This window comes from Actinoplanes aureus (genome assembly GCF_015704865.1).
Classification (GTDB): domain Bacteria; phylum Actinomycetota; class Actinomycetes; order Mycobacteriales; family Micromonosporaceae; genus Actinoplanes; species Actinoplanes aureus.
On sequence record NZ_JADQTO010000040.1, the window covers coordinates 1 to 14678 of the forward strand.

Consider the following 14678-nt stretch of genomic DNA (forward strand, 5'->3'; position numbering starts at 1 on the left):
CGCTCGTCGTGCACGACACGCGTGATGAGCAGCCGTCGGCCGTGCACGGTCAGTCGGGCGTTACGGTGGGCCATGAGACCTCCGGTTCCGGTGAAAGCGTCGCAACTTCCACCTCGCCGGAGGTCTCTTCACATCTCAAGCAGCCACGCCGCAGTCAACAACGCTCATGGTCATTACATCTAGCGCGTGCGCGCGGCCCGGCCATCGGCCGGGCCGCCTTCTTGATTATGTAGAGCAAATTTGGACCAGCACCCTCCCGTGGTCGCTGTCTCCTGCTCGGTGTTCTGGTCGACTTGCCGGCACAGAGGGGTGGCGCGGTGGCGAGGCGGGTGCCCGTCAGGTGCCTGCCCGATGGTGTCGGCGGCTGCGGGGCCGTAGTGGTCTCCGGGGTCAAGGGACGCCCGGAGGGCGGTCGCCGGGCGACGCGTAGCGCCCTTGAGGCCGTAGGGGCGGGCCTCGTACGCTCGCGCCGCCCATAGGTCGTCGTTCGCGGCCTGGGCCGGTTGTCCCAGGAGATGTGTCGACGACGTCCAATGGGCGATCTGCCGCGCCCTTCGATGTGCGGCGGCGTGCGCTGGCGTCTGTCCGTGTTGCCGTCACCGTTGCCGTCAACCAGGTCCTCGGCCGAGGACCGATACGGTTGCGGTCGATGAAAGTCCAGGTCAACGGCATGCCGCCTTAGGTCACTCTCCGTGCTGGCCGTGAACATGCCACACGTACTATGTGCTCGCTGGCAACACCCCGGTCCTCGTACACAACTGCGGGGGCGGCGAGGTTCCGCATTTCAAGGCTTACCCACAGGAATTTCTGGACCAAGCGGCAAAATATGGAAAGAGCGGCGTTCGTGAACTGCCCGATGGTCGAGTCCGTTTCTATGGTGAGATAGCGGAGGCGCGGACACCGGGGGAGATGGTTGGCCGTCGCCTCGTTCGGGAGTGGAACCCTGATTCTGGGGCTACCCGTATTTGGCATGAAACCCTGGATCATAGCGGAAACGTTAGAATCGTTCGCCCTGACGTTGGCGCAACCGGCGGCAACAAGGTTCACTACATGTTCGACGCCGACGGCAACTACACAGGGAGTTGGTAAGTGTTGCAGGGCATTCAACAGCAGGTCAGGAGCAGGATGGTTGCCTTGGTCCTGGGGTCGGTGAGGCGAGAGGAAGTTGCAGACTGGGCTCTGGCGCTGATCAAAGACGAGTCTGCGGATTACTCGTCAGATGCAACTCTTTGGACTGCGCTCGATCGGCTAGCCGGTGCCGATCTTCAGCAGGGCCCCGGGGTATATCTCCATGACGAGGAGGATTTCCGCGCCTGGCTAGCGGACCTTGATAATTAGTCGACGGGTGCGGAGATGTTTGCGAGCGAATGGCCTCGCCTGACGGCTCCTCGAATACGAGTTGACGGCGGCTAACGTTTATAACGCTAATGCTCTATGGCCGTCTGCCATGGGCAGTTGAGGTGAACGCGGACCGTGACGGTTGTCTGCACAGGTTGGTGGCAGTGGGCCTGTGTTGCCGTCACGGTTGCCGTCAGCATTGGGCACACATCGATAACTATTGATGTAAGGCATCGGGGCCATGGCGGGTCATTGGGTACTCGGTGGTCCGCCGCGTCGCGGTGCGGAGTCGCTCCCCGGAACCACTCGCGAAGGGCGGCTGGCGGAGGGTACGCCGGGTCCCGGTTGTCGTAATGCTTCCGCAGTAGCCCTGATTCACTGGTCTCGGCTTCGCATGGCGTGCGCGCGGGGCCGTAGGCCTGTAGCGCGTGCGCGCGGCCCGGCGGTAGCCGGGCCGTCTTGATTACGTGAAGCAGTTTGGACCAGCTGCCGATCCGGTGCCCTTCGACCGGTGGTGTGGCGTACGTTGTGCGTACACTCGGGTCGTGGAGGCGAAGGCGGAGCGGTTGCACCTGCGAGTGGACGCCGCGCAGAAGGCGTTGTTGGAGGCGGCCAGCCAGGCGGCGGGTGCGAGCGTGTCGACGTTCGTGCTCAAAGCCGCGACGGAGGCGGCGGCTGACGTGCTGGCTGACCGGCGGGTGTTCGTGCTGGGCGAGGATGCCTGGCAGGTGTTCGACGCTGCGCTGGAGCAGCCGGAGCAGGAGGTGGCCGGCTTGCGGGAGTTGCTGACCGGTCCGACGGTTCTGGACGCCGAGCCGGATGGGACACGTGGGTGAACCCTCGATTCCTGCCGGTCGAGCCGCTGACAGCGTCGCACCTGACGGCCGGCTTCGACTGCAGGTCTCCGGCGCAGTCGGTCTGGTTGGTCGAGCACGCCCTGCAGGCGCACCGCGCGGGCCTGTCCCGGGTGTACGTGGTCGCTGACGCCGACCATCCGGACCGGCGAGTCGTCGGTTACTACGCCCTCGCTGCTGGCAGTGTTGCTCCAGCCGACGCCTCACCACGGCTGCGGCAGGGTGCTGGACGCTATCACCAGCCGGTGGTGATCCTGACCCGGCTCGGTGTCGACCACGCTGTCCAGGGTGCCGGCCTCGGCAGAGCCCTGGTGGTCGACGCGCTACGCCGGATCGCCGCGGCTGCCGAGGTCATCGGAGTGCGGGCGGTACTCATCCACTGTGAATCCGAGGCCGCACGAGACTTCTACCTGCGGCTGGCAAAGTTCGAGCCGAGCCCAACCGACCCGATGCACCTGCTGCTGTTGATGAAAGATCTCCGCCGGGCTCTCGCCGGGTAGAACTCGGCGCGCGGTGGGCGTGGGTGGGCGTGGATGTCTGCCCACGTTGCCGTCGGCGTTGCCGTCAACAGCGAACATTCTCGATACGAGCAGTGCGGGCGTTCGGCGTAAGCGCAGGTCAACGGCGACAAAACGGTAAGTGACTCTCTGTGCTGGGCGTGAACATCCCACACGTACTATGTGCTCGCCGGCAACACCCCGGTACTCGTGCACAACACGGGTCCATGTGGAACCGGCCTCAACAACGCGTCGGCCGGGTTGAGGGGAATCTTCAGCGATGGTGGCGTTCGCGGAAGATCGATCATCGATATCCGGTCGCAACTCTTGGACGATGGGTTCGAGCAGGTGCTCGCGAACAACGGGCGGGGCTACCTCTTCCGAAACAGTGCCGGTGAAGAGGTGAGGATCATGCGCCGCGAGGGCGGGTGGGATATCCGCGTACGAAATTCACACGGCAACTATCTCGACGAGTTCGGGAACGTGGCTAATCCCATAGACACGCACAATATCGAGGTGCGCTCTCGATGAGCCGATCGTTGCGGGAGCGGTTAGAAGACTGGAGCAACTTCGAAGAGTGCCTTGTGCACGACGTGCGGCCGATCATGTTCGGCTTCGGAGTCGACCTGGTCATGAACTACATCTGGAGCGACAGCGGAGTGCGGGAGAAGGTTTTGGAGTCGCCCCGACTCGTGACCTTGCGGATGCTCGGCGTGGATCATATCTCTTTTGTCGGTGACCTCACCGAGTCCATGAAAGAGAATCCAAAATTGATCAACTGGGGCCTTACGGAGGTGGCTCGCATCGTGCCCGTCTCCGCATCCTCGGGACTCGGCATCGCAGTTGAATGGGAGGGGCGGCGAAGACTTGAAGTGGGCTTTTCGGAACTGGATATAATCGCATCCGAAACATGAATATCCGTCAGCACCGCAACCCCCGGGCCAAGCAGGACGGCGGCGACGTCGGCGGAGACGGCTTATGGAGCCAGAAGACCGAGTTGTCCGGCTCGGGCCCGCCGGGCGGAGTCTCCGGCGGCGTGTAGATGAGGGCGTTGTTCATCGCGTAGCAGGTCGGTTCAGTGGCGGTGTCCGTCCGCAGGTCCAGGCGGCCTTCGCCGTTGCGGTCGATCGGGATCGTCATCGTGGTGCGGTATTGCAACTGCGGGCACACGTAGAGGTGGAGGCGGACCGGCTGGTTCGGGGTGAAGCCGCCGAGATAGACGTTGATCGTCTCGCCTTGAGTGATGAAGTGTTTGAGCCACAAGGTCGGCACGCTGGCACGGCGTACCTCGAACGTCGTGTCGGCGGTCGTCCGCCCCTGGGCCGCGTGGACCCGGTAGCGGCCGGTCGGGCTGCCCGGGGGCAGCGGGTACTCGACTTCGCTCAGGCTGTCCCAGTATGCCTTGATCGTGAACGTGCTGGCGGCACCGGTCGAGGTGGTGACGACGACCGTCAGGTCCCGGGAACCGTCGAAGCCCCCGAAGCACAGGATCGGCGCCGTCGGGATCTCCACGACCGGCCGCACCCGGATGTGCGGTGGACGGTCGTCATCCATTCCCCCGCAGCGCGGGCCACCGCCGAGGAAGAGGTTCAGTTGCGCGGGCACGCCCTCCGGCACCGGGTCGTGCTGATCGAGCAAATCGTTCAGATCGGCGGTCTGCGGCGGTGCGGCGGGATCGGACGGGTGGGGTTTCTGCGGCGGGCGGGACGGTTCGCCACCGGGCCCCGGCGAGCCCGGCCCGGGGGAACCCGGGCGAGCGGAATCCGTCGGCGCCGGACCGGGTACGGCCGCGCGTACCGGATCCAGACCGGAGCCCGGGTCCGGCGTGGTGGTCGCCGGGCCGGGCGCGACCGGTGTACCGGGTCCTGACGTCGCGGTGGCCGGGGTGGGAAAGGGCGCCGCGGAGACCGACGGCACGGTTGCCGGCGGGGCGCCCGTAGGGGCGGTCCCGGCGATCCGGACCGTGATGCCGGCGGCTAGGGCAAGCACGATCCCGGCCGGGATCAAGACGCGCCGGCGGCGGGTCACGGCTTGCCGCCGGCCCGGCGGATCCTGGCCTCGACATCCTCGGCCTGGGCGGTCGCGTGCATCGAGAGATAGACGTCCCGCAGGTTGCGCAGGAAGACCAGCTTGCGGTCGCGGAGGGTGGGCCGGTCGACCTCGATCTGGCCGAGCAGCCCCAGCGCCTCCTCGTACGCCAACGCGGCCTGCGAGTTGCGCTGCGACCGCCAGGCCCCCAGCGCCTGTCCGGCTCGCGCCTCCGCCGCCAGGCGCATCGCCTGCCGCCCGGCCTCCCCGTGCAGCCCGGCACCGGCGTACGCCCGCCGCACCGCCCCGAACTCCGCGTCCGCCGCCGCCCAGTACACGCCGGCATGCAGAAGGCTCAGGCTCTGGTACGTCAGCCCGCGCCCGAGCCGGGCCTTCATCTCCAGAAGCGTGCTCTCCGGCCGGGCCAGCGCCGTCCCATAGAGCTCCAGCGCCTGCCGCAGTCCCGTCGGATCACCTTGCGAATCCGCCCGCAACGCCTCGGCCAGGCCGACCGTGGCCCGCGCGTAGCCGGGTCTCTGCCGCAGTGCCCGCCGGTACAGGTCGGCCGCCTCGGCGAACCGGGCGGCACGCCCCACCGCGTTACCCAGCATCAGCAGGATCACCTCGCCCCGGGTGGTCCTCGTGATCCCGGACAGTCTCCCGTCGGCCGTGCGGAAGAAGCCCTCCGCACCGGGGTAGTCGTCGAGCGCGTACCGCCCCAGGCCGCGGACGAACGCGACCACCGCCTCGACGTAGCGGACCGCGTCACCGGCCAGCTGGTGGTTCACCTCGACGTTGCCGCGGACCACATCGGCCGGCTCGGTGATGCTGATCTCGTGGCGGCCGACGAACTCGGGCGTCTCGCTGAAGACCCGCTCGGTCAGCACCACGTCGATGGTCATCGTCCACAGCTCGCCCGCCGTGTGCAGCCGTCCGGTGAGGACCACGTCAGCGGCGTGCTCCGCACCGACCTGAGCGAGAGCCTCCGGACCGGCCCGTTCGACGCCGGACGGCCCGCGCACGGCGACGACCGGCTCCGCACGTGCCCACTGGTTGAGCTCACGTGCCAGCGTGGTCTCCAGCGCGGGAAGACCGGAGAACGGCACCACGAGGATGTTGAAGAGGCCGCTCATCGGGGTGGGCGCGTGCGTCGGGCCACCCGCTCCGGCCAGGGTCAGCAGCAGGGTCAGCACGATCAGAGCGGCCACCGGCCGCCACATGCGGCGGCGCGGGGGTGGCGCCGGCCGGACGACGGGATCCTCGACCGGCACCAGCCGCTGCGCCTGTTCGCTGACCGAGGCGTCCTCCCACGCGCGGCGCCACTGTGGCAGGACCGCGTCGACCTCCGCCTCACGGCCGGCGTTGCGGAGACAGCCGATCACGTACCCCCGGGTCGTCTCCCAGGTCGGGAGGCGGCGGCCCGCAGCCGCGCTGGAGAGCGATGCGAAGCTGCAGTGCGCCAGCTCGCTCAGTGCCCGGTAGGTCGGCTGCCCGCACTCCTTGCGCAGGTCACGCAGCCGCGAGGCGAAGTCGACGCGATGCGCCGGCAGCGACGTGTCCAGCGTGGACTCGCGTCTGCCTCGTCGCGTGGCGTCCCCCGTCTCGGTCATCGACTGCCCCCAAAACCGCCGCGCCGGATCGACGAGAGTCTACCCGTCGTCATTCGTCTGGAAGGGCCAGCAGCGGCAGGAAGTCGGCGCGGCGGCATTCGGTCAGCAGCTGTTGCAGCCGGCTGTCGTCCTCGCGGACCGCGCTGCCCTCCATCCGGGCGAAATAGCGCACCAGGAAGTCTCCGACGATCGCGCTCGATATCCGGTCCGGCGTAGGGCTCACGCCGTCGTCGGCCTCGACGACGAGGAGCAGCAGGTTGGGCACCCGTCCCGCGCCCGGTGTCAGCTCGGGCAGCAAGTAGGGGATCGGCAGGCGGCGGGCACCGAAGCCGGCGTAGAGCCGCAGCCGCGCGTCGCCATCGCCGTAGTCGCCGTCGCCCGTGTTCGTGGCGCAGCGTGGGTCCTCGGCCTCGGCGAAGACCACTTCTGGTTCGAGCGTCGCCCGCCAGTGCGGCCCGGCGGCAGCGACGAGCCGCCGGCCGATGCCTTGGCCGCGCAGGTCGGGCCGCACGGCGAAGTAGCAGAGCAGCGCGGCTCGGATGTCGGCGAACCACTCCAGAAAGAGTGCGCCCACCGGCTCTTGATCCGGCGTCATCGCGATCGCCCCGCGTAGCTGGTCGGCGGACAGTACCCGCCTCAGCTTCTCGATGGGCTCGCGCTCGGCGGGCAGGAAACTCGGTTCGAGCACCGTGTCGTACAGCCTGCGCAGTGTGCCGGCGTCCGAGTCTCCCGCAAGGAATCGGATCGAGACCTCGACCACGACGAGTCGCCCTCCGATCGGCTGGCCAGTGCGGACGTACACCTGGTGTGATCGCCGGTTACGGACATTGCCGGAAGCAGGCGTCGTACCGTCGTCATGGCGCCATCCTCGCAAGGCTATCGGCGCTGCTCAATGATTGGCATCATGGCGAGCGTGATGACATCGAAGCCGGCCGTGCTGAGGCGGTTCGTGGCGATGGCAGTCGCGGCCCTCGCGGTGGTTGTTGCGCCGGCGCCGGCGTCCGCCGGGCGGGCACCGAACCGTCTGATCATCGACACCGATTTCGGCCAGTGGTGGGACGACGTGGCCGCTCTCGCAGCCGCCCACGCCGCAGCCGACCAGGGCAGGACACGGATTCTCGGCGTCGTGTCCGACGTGAACAACCCGTGGAACGCGCCCGCGCTGGACGCGCTCAACACCTGGTATGGCCGGCCGGACATCCCGATCGGTGTCACCGCCGGCGCCCCGGCCGTCGATCAGAATTACAGCCGGCTGCTGGCCGAGACCTTCCCACATGCCGGCCGGAGCGAGGACTCGGTCGCACTCTACCGGCGGCTCCTGCGGTCGCAGCCGGACCATAGCGTGACGATCCTGTCGATCGGTGCGCTGACCGGCCTGTCCAGGCTGCTGCGAACCGACCGCGCCCTGGTCGCCCGCAAGGTCGCCCGCACCGTGGTGATGGGCGGTGAGTACCCGCACGCCACCGTGCCGGAGTGGAACTTCGGGCTCGACCTGGACGCCACCCGGCACGTGGTGGCCGGCTGGCCCACCCCCGTCGTGTTCGACGGCTTCGAGATCGGGCTTCGGGTACGGGTGGGCAACAACGTCTGCGTCACGCACCCGGCCGGCAGCCCGGTCCGGGCGGCTTTCGATGTCCTGTACGGGTGCGGCAACGCACAGAGCGACGGCACCTGGGATCCGACCGCGCTGTACTACGCGGTCTACGGCACCGGCGGCGTCTACGAGCTTGCCGGAGCCGGCGGCCACAACGTCGTCACCCCGGACGGCCGCAACATCTGGACCGAAGGCGGGCACCGCCAGCGGTACCTCGTCCTCACCGATCCCGCCCGGCTCGCCGGCCGGCTCGACGCCCTGATCGACACCACCTGACCCGGCCGGCGAACCAGCCCGGCCTACCGCAACGAGGTGCGTGAACTCCGGACCGCCGGCCGGCCCTTCGCGAACCACATGATGATGCCGATGCCCGGGGCAAGAGTGACGAGCAAGATCCAGCGGGTACGCGATCGCTTGTCCAGCGGTGCGCGCACGATGCTAACGATCGTGGCGCTGAACAGGGCCACGTAGGCGGCCAGCAGAATCGTCCAGAAGGCGATGCCGGCGAGCGTCGTGCCGAGGTCGGACATCTGATTCTCCTTGATGGTGGTCGGTGATGACTCAGGCGTCGCGGCGGCTGAAGCTGACCGCGCCGGCGGTGAGGGCGATCAGCACGTACGCGGCTGTCACCGCCGCCGCGCCGCCTTGCGAGAGCAGGTAGGGGTGGTCGCTGCCGGCCAGTTGCGGTGTGAGGTTGGGCAGCAGGATCGAGGCGAGCCGCAGCTGCCAGACCGTCGGCAGGAAGTGGGCGAAGATCGGCGCCACCAGTACGAGCGCGCCCAGCGTCGTCAGCGCTGCCGCGGTGGACCGGACGATCGCGCCCAGACCCATCGCCACCAGGCAGGTGACCAGCACGATCAGCGCGGCGCAGAGGATCGTCGGGATGGCGCCGGTCCACTGCGGCCACGGGTTGATCGGCTTCGGCCGGTCGCCGAGCACCAGGCGGGCGTCAGCGAAGGCGAGCAGCGCGAACAAGGCGCCGCAGCCGAGGCCGACCAGTCCGGCCACCGTCGCCTTGGCACCCAGCAGCAGGCGCCGCTGCGGTACGGCCAGCAGGGCGGGTCCGATCGAACGGGTGGTGTACTCGCTGGTGATGAGCATCGCGCCGATCGCTCCGATGAAGAACATCACGAACGGCATGGTCACCACGGTCGGGTCGGCCGTCTCGAAGTTCGCCCGGTCGGCCGGGGTGGCCGCATCGTACGACTGGACCAGGGAGAACAGGATCAGCGCGCCCAGTGCGGTCGTGGCCACACCACCGGCCAGGAACGCCCACGTCGACCGGAGGGTGCGTACCTTCATCCACTCGGCGGCCACAGCGTCACGGAACACATTCATCGGCGGTCTCCTTCAGCAACAGCCCGGTACTCCGCGGCCTCGTTCGTCATCTCCAGGTAGACGTCCTCGAGCGTGGCGCTGCGCGGCGTCAGCCCGTGTACCGGGATCGACGCGGCCGCGGCGGCGTCGCCGATGGCCGGCGCGTCCACACCGACCGTGACCAGGTCGCCGTCGCCGGTCCGGGTCACCGTGGCACCGAGGCGGGTGAGCACGCCGGTCAGCTCGGCGGTGCGGGGAGTGCGTACGAGAACGTCACGCTCGAACCGGTCACGCATCTCCGCCACCGAGGTGTCCTCGATCAGCCGGCCCTTGCCGATGATCAGAACCCGGTCGACGGTGACCGCCATCTCGCTCATCAGATGGCTGGAGAGCAGTACCGTACGGCCCTCGGCGGCCAGCGAGCGCAGCGTCGAGCGGATCCACCGGATACCGGCCGCGTCCAGGCCGTTGACCGGCTCGTCCAGCAGAACCACCGCCGGATCGCCGAGCAGGGCGCCGGCGATGCCCAGCCGCTGCCGCATGCCGAGGGAGAACCCGCCGACCCGCTTGTGCGCCACAGCGGCCAGGCCGACCTGGTCCAGCACCGCGTTCACCCGTGCCTTGCCGATGCCGTTGCTGCGGGCCAGGCAGGCGAGATGGGTGAAGGCGCTGCGGCCGGGGTGGGCGGCGTCGGCGTCCAGGACCGCGCCCACCTCGTGCAGCGGGTGACGAATCTCGTCGTACCGGCGTCCGCCGATCAGGGCTACGCCTGCGGTCGGGCGGTGCAGGCCGAGCATCATCCGCATCGTGGTGGACTTGCCCGCCCCGTTGGGCCCGAGGAAGCCGGTCACCACACCCGGGCGGACCTCGAACGACAACCGGTCCACGGCCGTGGTGTCGCCGTACCGTTTGGTCAGCTCTTTCAGCTCGATCATGGATCCCATGGTGTCGGCGCGGGCCGGTCCCGGGCGTCTGCCCGGGGTCGGAAATCAAGGTATGACCTGGGTCAGACGCGCCGTCGCGGCCCGTCCGTATAACTTGGGCGCGTGAAACGGGTACGCGGCACGCTGATCGACGGGGCTGTCGCGGTCCTGCTGACCTACCTGATCACCACCGCGACCCTCGACCCGCCGGGTCCGGCATACGCCGGACCCGCGGCGGCAGCGTGGCTGGCCGGTGCGGCGGTGGGTCTGCCGCTGGCGGTGCGCCGCCGCTGGCCGCTTCCGGTGCTGGCCTTCGTGATCGCGGCCGCCGCGGCCGCCACCGCGGCCGGCGTCGTCGGCTTCGGCGTGATCTTCATGGCCTGGCTCCCGGTCGCACTCGCGCTCTACACCGCGGCCACCGCGGCCGGCCGGATCGCGGCCGCGTTCGCGCTGGCCGGCGGCCTGGCCGCGCCGGCCGTCACCATTGTCTGGCTCTACCTGCGAACCGGTGTGACCTCCGCCGACGCTCAGGGCAGCGAGGTGCCGCTGTGGTGGCAGTTCGAACTGAGCCTGGTCGCCGTGATCCTGGCCGCCGCCTGGGCCGTCGGCCGCCTGATCCGGTGGCGGCGCGCGCTGCAGGCCGAGTCCGCTCGCCGCCTCGCCCGCGACGCGGTCGCCGACGAACGGCTGCGGATCGCCCGTGAGCTGCACGACATCGTCGGGCACAGCCTGAGCCTGATCGCGGTGAAGGCCACCGTGGCCAACCACATCGCCGAGGAGAGACCGGCCGAGACCCGGGCGGCCCTGCAGACCATCGAGAAGACCAGCCGGTCGGCACTCGTCGAGATCCGGCGGCTGCTCGACGTGCTGCGCGAGGACGACGACCCGGCTGCCGAACTGGCTCCCTCACCCGGCGCCGCCGACCTGCCCGATCTCGTCGAGCGGCTGCGGTCCGCCGGGCTGCGCATCGACCTCGAGCTCAGCGGCACCGAGGAGCTGCCGACGGCGGTCGGCCTCACCGTCTACCGCATCGTCCAGGAGTCACTCACCAATGTGATCAAGCACGCGGAGGCCGGCCGGTGCCGGGTGACGGTGCGAGCCGGTGACGGCACGGTGCACATCGAGGTGACCGACGACGGACGGGGCCGGCAGCCGACCCGGAAGCGTCGCGGGGGACAGGGCCTGATCGGCATGCGTGAGCGTGTGACCATGTACGGCGGCAGGCTGTCCGCGGACACCCGCCCGGAAGGCGGCTTCCAGGTGGTCGCCGCCATCCCGTACACCGCAGCCGAGGAGACCGTGTGACCGACATCAGCGTCCTTCTCGCCGACGACCATCCGCTGATGCGGGAGAGCTTCCGGGCACTGCTGGACGCCTCGCCCGGCTTCACCGCGATCGGCGAGGCGGGTACCGGCGCCGAGGCTGTCCGGCTGGCCCGGCAACACCGGCCCGACGTGGTCCTGATGGACGTCCGGATGCCGGAGATGGACGGGATCGAGGCCACCCGGCAGATCTGCGCGGAGACCTCCGCGGTACGGGTGCTCATCCTGACCACCTTCGACCTCGACGAGTACGTGTACGCCGCACTCCAGGCAGGCGCCAGCGGCTTCCTGGTCAAGGACGCCACGGCGGCCGAGCTGCTCAACGGCATCCGGCTGGTGGCTTCCGGCGAGGCGCTGCTCGCGCCCCGGGTCACCCGGCGGTTGATCGACGCCTTCACCAAACAGGGCAAACCCCTTTCCGGTACGCCGCGCGGCCTCGAAACCATCACCGAGCGAGAGCGTGAGGTGCTGACGCTGATCGCCGGAGGGCTCTCCAACACGGAGATCGCACAGCATCTGCACCTGGGCGTGGGCACCGTGAAGACCCACATCGGACGGCTGCTGCACAAGCTCGCCGCCCGCGACCGCGCACAGCTGGTGATCGCCGCCTACGAGTCCGGGCTGGTCGCCGCCCAGGGCGCCGGGTGGAACAGCAACTGAGTCCGCGTCACCCTCGGCCGGCAGCCGTTCCCACCAGCGCCTAGCATCGCTACATGTCGATTCTCCGCTCGGCCATCGAGCGGCTCGCCGCGATCCCGCGGCTGCCCACCTCCGCCGGCGAGCAACGAGCCGCGGAAATCATCGGCGCGGAGCTCAGCACGTGCTGCTCCTCGGTGGAGATCGAGCCCGAGCCGGCGTACAGCTCGTACGCGGTCCCGATCGGTCTGCTCTGCGGGGTGGCGCTGGTCTCGGCGTGGGCGGGCGCTCGCGGCCACCGGGTCGTCGCCACGGTCGGCGGCGCGCTCGCGGCCGCCGGCATCGTGGACGACGTGAGCGGGCGCCGGATGGCGTTCCGCCGGTGCTTCCTGCGACCGGGGACGACCCAGAACGTGGTGGCGGTGACCGGCGACGACCGCGCCGAGGCGACGCTGGTGGTGCTGGCCCATCATGATGCCGCCCCGTCCGGCGCGGTCTTCGACCAGCGGGTGCAGGAATGGGTGTCGCGCCACCTGCCGTGGCTCATCGCACGAGCCAAGAGCAATCCGCCGCTGTGGTGGCCGGTCGTCGCGGGTCCCGCTCTCATCTCGCTGGGTAGCGCCACCGGGCGTACCCGATGGTGGCGTATCGGATCGGTGCTGACCGCGTGCTCGCTCGCCGCGATGCTCGACATCGCCCGCCGCCCGGCCGTGCCGGGCGCGAACGACAACCTCAGCGGCGTGGCTGCCGTGCTGGCCCTCGCCCGTGCCCTGCACGCCGAGCCGCTGCGCGGGCTGCGGGTGGTGCTGGTGTCGGCGGGCGCGGAGGAGGCGTTGCAGGAGGGCATCCGGGGGTTCGCCCGGCGGCACTTCCCCGGGCTGGCCCGCGACCGCACCTGTTTCCTCAACCTGGACACGGTCGGTTCCGGCCGGCTCGTCATGCTCGAGGGCGAGGGGCCGATCCGGATGCACGACTACGACGCCGCCTTCCGAGACCTGGTGGCCGACTGCGCCGCGAGCGAGGGGATCGAGCTGGTGCGCGGCCTGCGCTCGCGCAACAGCACGGATGGTGCCGTCCCGCATCGCCACGGGTATCGCACCGCCACGCTGGTCTCGGTCGACGACCGCAAGCTCATCCCGCACTACCACCTCGACACCGACCTGCCGGAACATGTCGATCTCGGTTCGGTCGAGCAGGCGGCCCGCCTCGCCGGCGCGGTGGCCCGCGAACTGGCCGCCCGCGCCCAGCGCTTCGGTGCGGGCTTCGGCCTCCCCGGGCGGCCCGTACGACAGGTGACGTAGCGGCTGTTGCGTCACCCGGGCGACGCGCCGGGGCCGCGCATCGGCGACCGTGAATCACCACCGGAGCAGCCGATCCCGAAGCGGGGCAGCCATGGAAGTGATCATCGTCGGCGCGGGGATCGGGGGGCTGGCCCTCGCCGCCGGCCTGTCCGCGGACGGGCACGACGTCCGGGTCCTGGAGCGGGCGCCGAGCCTGCGTACCGACGGAGCCGCGGTCACCGTCTACAGCAACGGCGCCGCTGCGGCGGCCGGCCTCGGCGTGCCGCTCGACGGGCTGGGCCGGGTCATCGAGACGCTCGACTTCTGTTCCCCGCACGGGCGCCGGTTCGCCCGGGCGGACCTGCGGGTCCTGCGCCGGCGTACCGGCTTCGGCGTGGCCACCGTACCGCGCGCCGACCTGCTTCGCCGGCTCGCCGCGGGACTGCGGCCGGGCGTCGTGAGACCCGGCCGCGAGGTGGTCGGCGTGACAGCCGGGCCGGACCGGGTCGCGGTCACCGATGCCCGCGGCGACCGGCACACCGCCGATGTGGTGGTGGGCGCCGACGGGTATCGCTCGGCGGTGCGCGGTGCGGTGCTGGGCGATGCCGGCGCGGCCCGCAACGGGTGGGTGAGCTGGCAGGGGCTCACCGCCGTACCGCTGGAGCTCACGAGTGGGTCGCGTGCGATGTGCGTGGTCGGCCAGGCCGGGCTGTGCGGGCTGATGCCGGCCGGCGCCGGACTGCTGCAGTGGTGGTTCGACGTGCCGCCGCCCGGACCGGGCACCGGCCCGGTCGACGAGTGGCTGCGGGAGCGGTTCGCCGGGTACGCCGAACCGGTCGGCACGCTGCTGACCTCGGTGAGCGCTGCCGACATCGGACGGTGTCCGCACGTGGTGCACCGCGTCCCGGCGCGCTGGGGTACCGGAGCGGTCACCCTGCTCGGCGACGCGGCGCACGCCTTCCCGCCGTCGCAGGCGCAGGGCGCCAACCAGGCACTGGAGGACGCCTGGACGTTGCGGCGGGTCCTGCGCACCCCGGGCGATCCGGTGCCGGCGCTGCGCCGGTACGAGCGCGCCCGTACCCGCCGGGTGCGGCCCATCGCCCGGCTCGCGGCCCGCGAGGTCACCAACCGCCCGCCGTCCGCGGTGGGCCGGCTCGCCGGCCGTGTGCTGTCACCGGGCATGGTCGCCCGCCTGCAACTGGCGATGATCCGCCGGTGCAGCAGCGTGCTGAACGAGAAGCCGCTGTGACGGCGCCACCGAAGACTGTTTCGCAGGAAA

General features: G+C 70.1%; 17 protein-coding genes. 10 read left to right on the forward strand and 7 right to left on the reverse strand.

All coding sequences use genetic code 11. The annotated features are described in order from the left end of the window. Positions 1 to 74, reverse strand: a 74-nt coding sequence (locus tag I4J89_RS52265) for a leucine zipper domain-containing protein (protein ID WP_196417566.1), incomplete at its 3' end; no start/stop codon positions are given. Between the two features lie 1015 nt (positions 75 to 1089). Between I4J89_RS52265 and I4J89_RS52300 the strand changes: the two genes are divergently transcribed. The 5 genes from I4J89_RS52300 to I4J89_RS44595 all read left to right on the forward strand — a co-directional run bounded on the left by I4J89_RS52300 (position 1090) and on the right by I4J89_RS44595 (position 3603). Next, complete coding sequence (locus I4J89_RS52300) at positions 1090 to 1338, forward strand: YxzC family protein (RefSeq protein ID WP_507236533.1); 249 nt, start codon at positions 1090 to 1092, stop codon at positions 1336 to 1338. Positions 1339 to 1883: 545 nt separating this feature from the next. Continuing rightward, a complete protein-coding gene (locus I4J89_RS44580; RefSeq protein ID WP_196420295.1) occupies positions 1884 to 2174 on the forward strand; it encodes a type II toxin-antitoxin system TacA family antitoxin in 291 nt (96 codons plus the stop codon). Further along, on the forward strand, positions 2171 to 2692 hold the full coding sequence (locus tag I4J89_RS44585) for a GNAT family N-acetyltransferase (RefSeq protein WP_196420296.1): 522 nt from the start codon (positions 2171 to 2173) through the stop codon (positions 2690 to 2692). The genes I4J89_RS44580 and I4J89_RS44585 overlap by 4 nt, the downstream gene beginning before the upstream one ends. 180 nt (positions 2693 to 2872) lie before the next feature. Further along, entirely contained in the window at positions 2873 to 3220 is a 348-nt protein-coding gene (locus I4J89_RS44590) for a hypothetical protein (RefSeq protein WP_196420297.1), read from the forward strand. Further along, entirely contained in the window at positions 3217 to 3603 is a 387-nt protein-coding gene (locus I4J89_RS44595) for a hypothetical protein (RefSeq protein ID WP_196420298.1), read from the forward strand. Before I4J89_RS44590 ends, I4J89_RS44595 begins: the two co-directional genes overlap by 4 nt. Before the next feature lie 7 nt (positions 3604 to 3610). Here I4J89_RS44595 and I4J89_RS44600 read toward each other — a convergent pair whose 3' ends face one another. Genes I4J89_RS44600 through I4J89_RS44610 form a run of 3 tightly spaced genes read right to left on the reverse strand, consistent with a single transcriptional unit; the run spans position 3611 to position 7087 of the window. Further along, positions 3611 to 4717 carry a hypothetical protein gene (locus I4J89_RS44600; RefSeq protein WP_196420299.1) on the reverse strand — a complete coding sequence of 369 codons (1107 nt, stop codon included), beginning with the start codon at positions 4715 to 4717 and terminating at the stop codon, positions 3611 to 3613. Then, complete coding sequence (locus tag I4J89_RS44605) at positions 4714 to 6327, reverse strand: tetratricopeptide repeat protein (RefSeq protein WP_196420300.1); 1614 nt, start codon at positions 6325 to 6327, stop codon at positions 4714 to 4716. The genes I4J89_RS44600 and I4J89_RS44605 overlap by 4 nt, the downstream gene beginning before the upstream one ends. Before the next feature lie 49 nt (positions 6328 to 6376). Further along, positions 6377 to 7087: a GNAT family N-acetyltransferase gene (locus I4J89_RS44610; protein ID WP_196420301.1), complete on the reverse strand. Its 711-nt coding sequence runs from the start codon at positions 7085 to 7087 to the stop codon at positions 6377 to 6379. A gap of 156 nt (positions 7088 to 7243) precedes the next feature. On the opposite strand from I4J89_RS44610, the gene I4J89_RS44615 reads away from it, so the two are divergent. Beyond that, on the forward strand, positions 7244 to 8197 hold the full coding sequence (locus I4J89_RS44615; protein WP_230860672.1) for a nucleoside hydrolase: 954 nt from the start codon (positions 7244 to 7246) through the stop codon (positions 8195 to 8197). A 23-nt stretch (positions 8198 to 8220) separates the two neighbouring features. Here I4J89_RS44615 and I4J89_RS44620 read toward each other — a convergent pair whose 3' ends face one another. Genes I4J89_RS44620 through I4J89_RS44630 form a run of 3 tightly spaced genes read right to left on the reverse strand, consistent with a single transcriptional unit; the run spans position 8221 to position 10173 of the window. Then, positions 8221 to 8451 (reverse strand): PLDc N-terminal domain-containing protein, encoded by a 231-nt coding sequence (locus tag I4J89_RS44620; RefSeq protein ID WP_196420303.1) that lies wholly within the window; start codon positions 8449 to 8451, stop codon positions 8221 to 8223. Between the two features lie 31 nt (positions 8452 to 8482). Continuing rightward, positions 8483 to 9259 (reverse strand): ABC transporter permease, encoded by a 777-nt coding sequence (locus I4J89_RS44625; RefSeq protein WP_196420304.1) that lies wholly within the window; start codon positions 9257 to 9259, stop codon positions 8483 to 8485. After that, positions 9256 to 10173 carry an ABC transporter ATP-binding protein gene (locus I4J89_RS44630; RefSeq protein ID WP_196420305.1) on the reverse strand — a complete coding sequence of 306 codons (918 nt, stop codon included), beginning with the start codon at positions 10171 to 10173 and terminating at the stop codon, positions 9256 to 9258. The genes I4J89_RS44625 and I4J89_RS44630 overlap by 4 nt, the downstream gene beginning before the upstream one ends. 111 nt (positions 10174 to 10284) lie before the next feature. Between I4J89_RS44630 and I4J89_RS44635 the strand changes: the two genes are divergently transcribed. From I4J89_RS44635 to I4J89_RS44650, 4 genes are all read left to right on the forward strand, one after another. Beyond that, complete coding sequence (locus tag I4J89_RS44635; RefSeq protein ID WP_196420306.1) at positions 10285 to 11466, forward strand: sensor histidine kinase; 1182 nt, start codon at positions 10285 to 10287, stop codon at positions 11464 to 11466. Further along, on the forward strand, positions 11463 to 12143 hold the full coding sequence (locus I4J89_RS44640; RefSeq protein ID WP_196420307.1) for a response regulator: 681 nt from the start codon (positions 11463 to 11465) through the stop codon (positions 12141 to 12143). The genes I4J89_RS44635 and I4J89_RS44640 overlap by 4 nt, the downstream gene beginning before the upstream one ends. 53 nt (positions 12144 to 12196) lie before the next feature. Then, entirely contained in the window at positions 12197 to 13420 is a 1224-nt protein-coding gene (locus I4J89_RS44645; RefSeq protein ID WP_196420308.1) for a M28 family peptidase, read from the forward strand. Between the two features lie 91 nt (positions 13421 to 13511). Further along, a complete protein-coding gene (locus I4J89_RS44650) occupies positions 13512 to 14648 on the forward strand; it encodes an FAD-dependent oxidoreductase (RefSeq protein WP_196420309.1) in 1137 nt (378 codons plus the stop codon). The last annotated feature ends 30 nt before the right edge of the window (positions 14649 to 14678 follow it).

Excerpts from the sequence above, each read along its gene's own strand:
- I4J89_RS44605 (WP_196420300.1), bottom strand. The coding sequence starts at position 6,327 with ATGACCGAGACGGGGGACGCCACGCGACGAGGCAGACGCGAGTCCACG.
- I4J89_RS44630 (WP_196420305.1), bottom strand. The coding sequence starts at position 10,173 with ATGATCGAGCTGAAAGAGCTGACCAAACGGTACGGCGACACCACGGCC.
- I4J89_RS44615 (WP_230860672.1), top strand. The coding sequence starts at position 7,244 with ATGACATCGAAGCCGGCCGTGCTGAGGCGGTTCGTGGCGATGGCAGTC.
- I4J89_RS44645 (WP_196420308.1), top strand. The coding sequence starts at position 12,197 with ATGTCGATTCTCCGCTCGGCCATCGAGCGGCTCGCCGCGATCCCGCGG.
- I4J89_RS44650 (WP_196420309.1), top strand. The coding sequence starts at position 13,512 with ATGGAAGTGATCATCGTCGGCGCGGGGATCGGGGGGCTGGCCCTCGCC.
- I4J89_RS44625 (WP_196420304.1), bottom strand. The coding sequence starts at position 9,259 with ATGAATGTGTTCCGTGACGCTGTGGCCGCCGAGTGGATGAAGGTACGC.
- I4J89_RS44620 (WP_196420303.1), bottom strand. The coding sequence starts at position 8,451 with ATGTCCGACCTCGGCACGACGCTCGCCGGCATCGCCTTCTGGACGATT.
- I4J89_RS44595 (WP_196420298.1), top strand. The coding sequence starts at position 3,217 with ATGAGCCGATCGTTGCGGGAGCGGTTAGAAGACTGGAGCAACTTCGAA.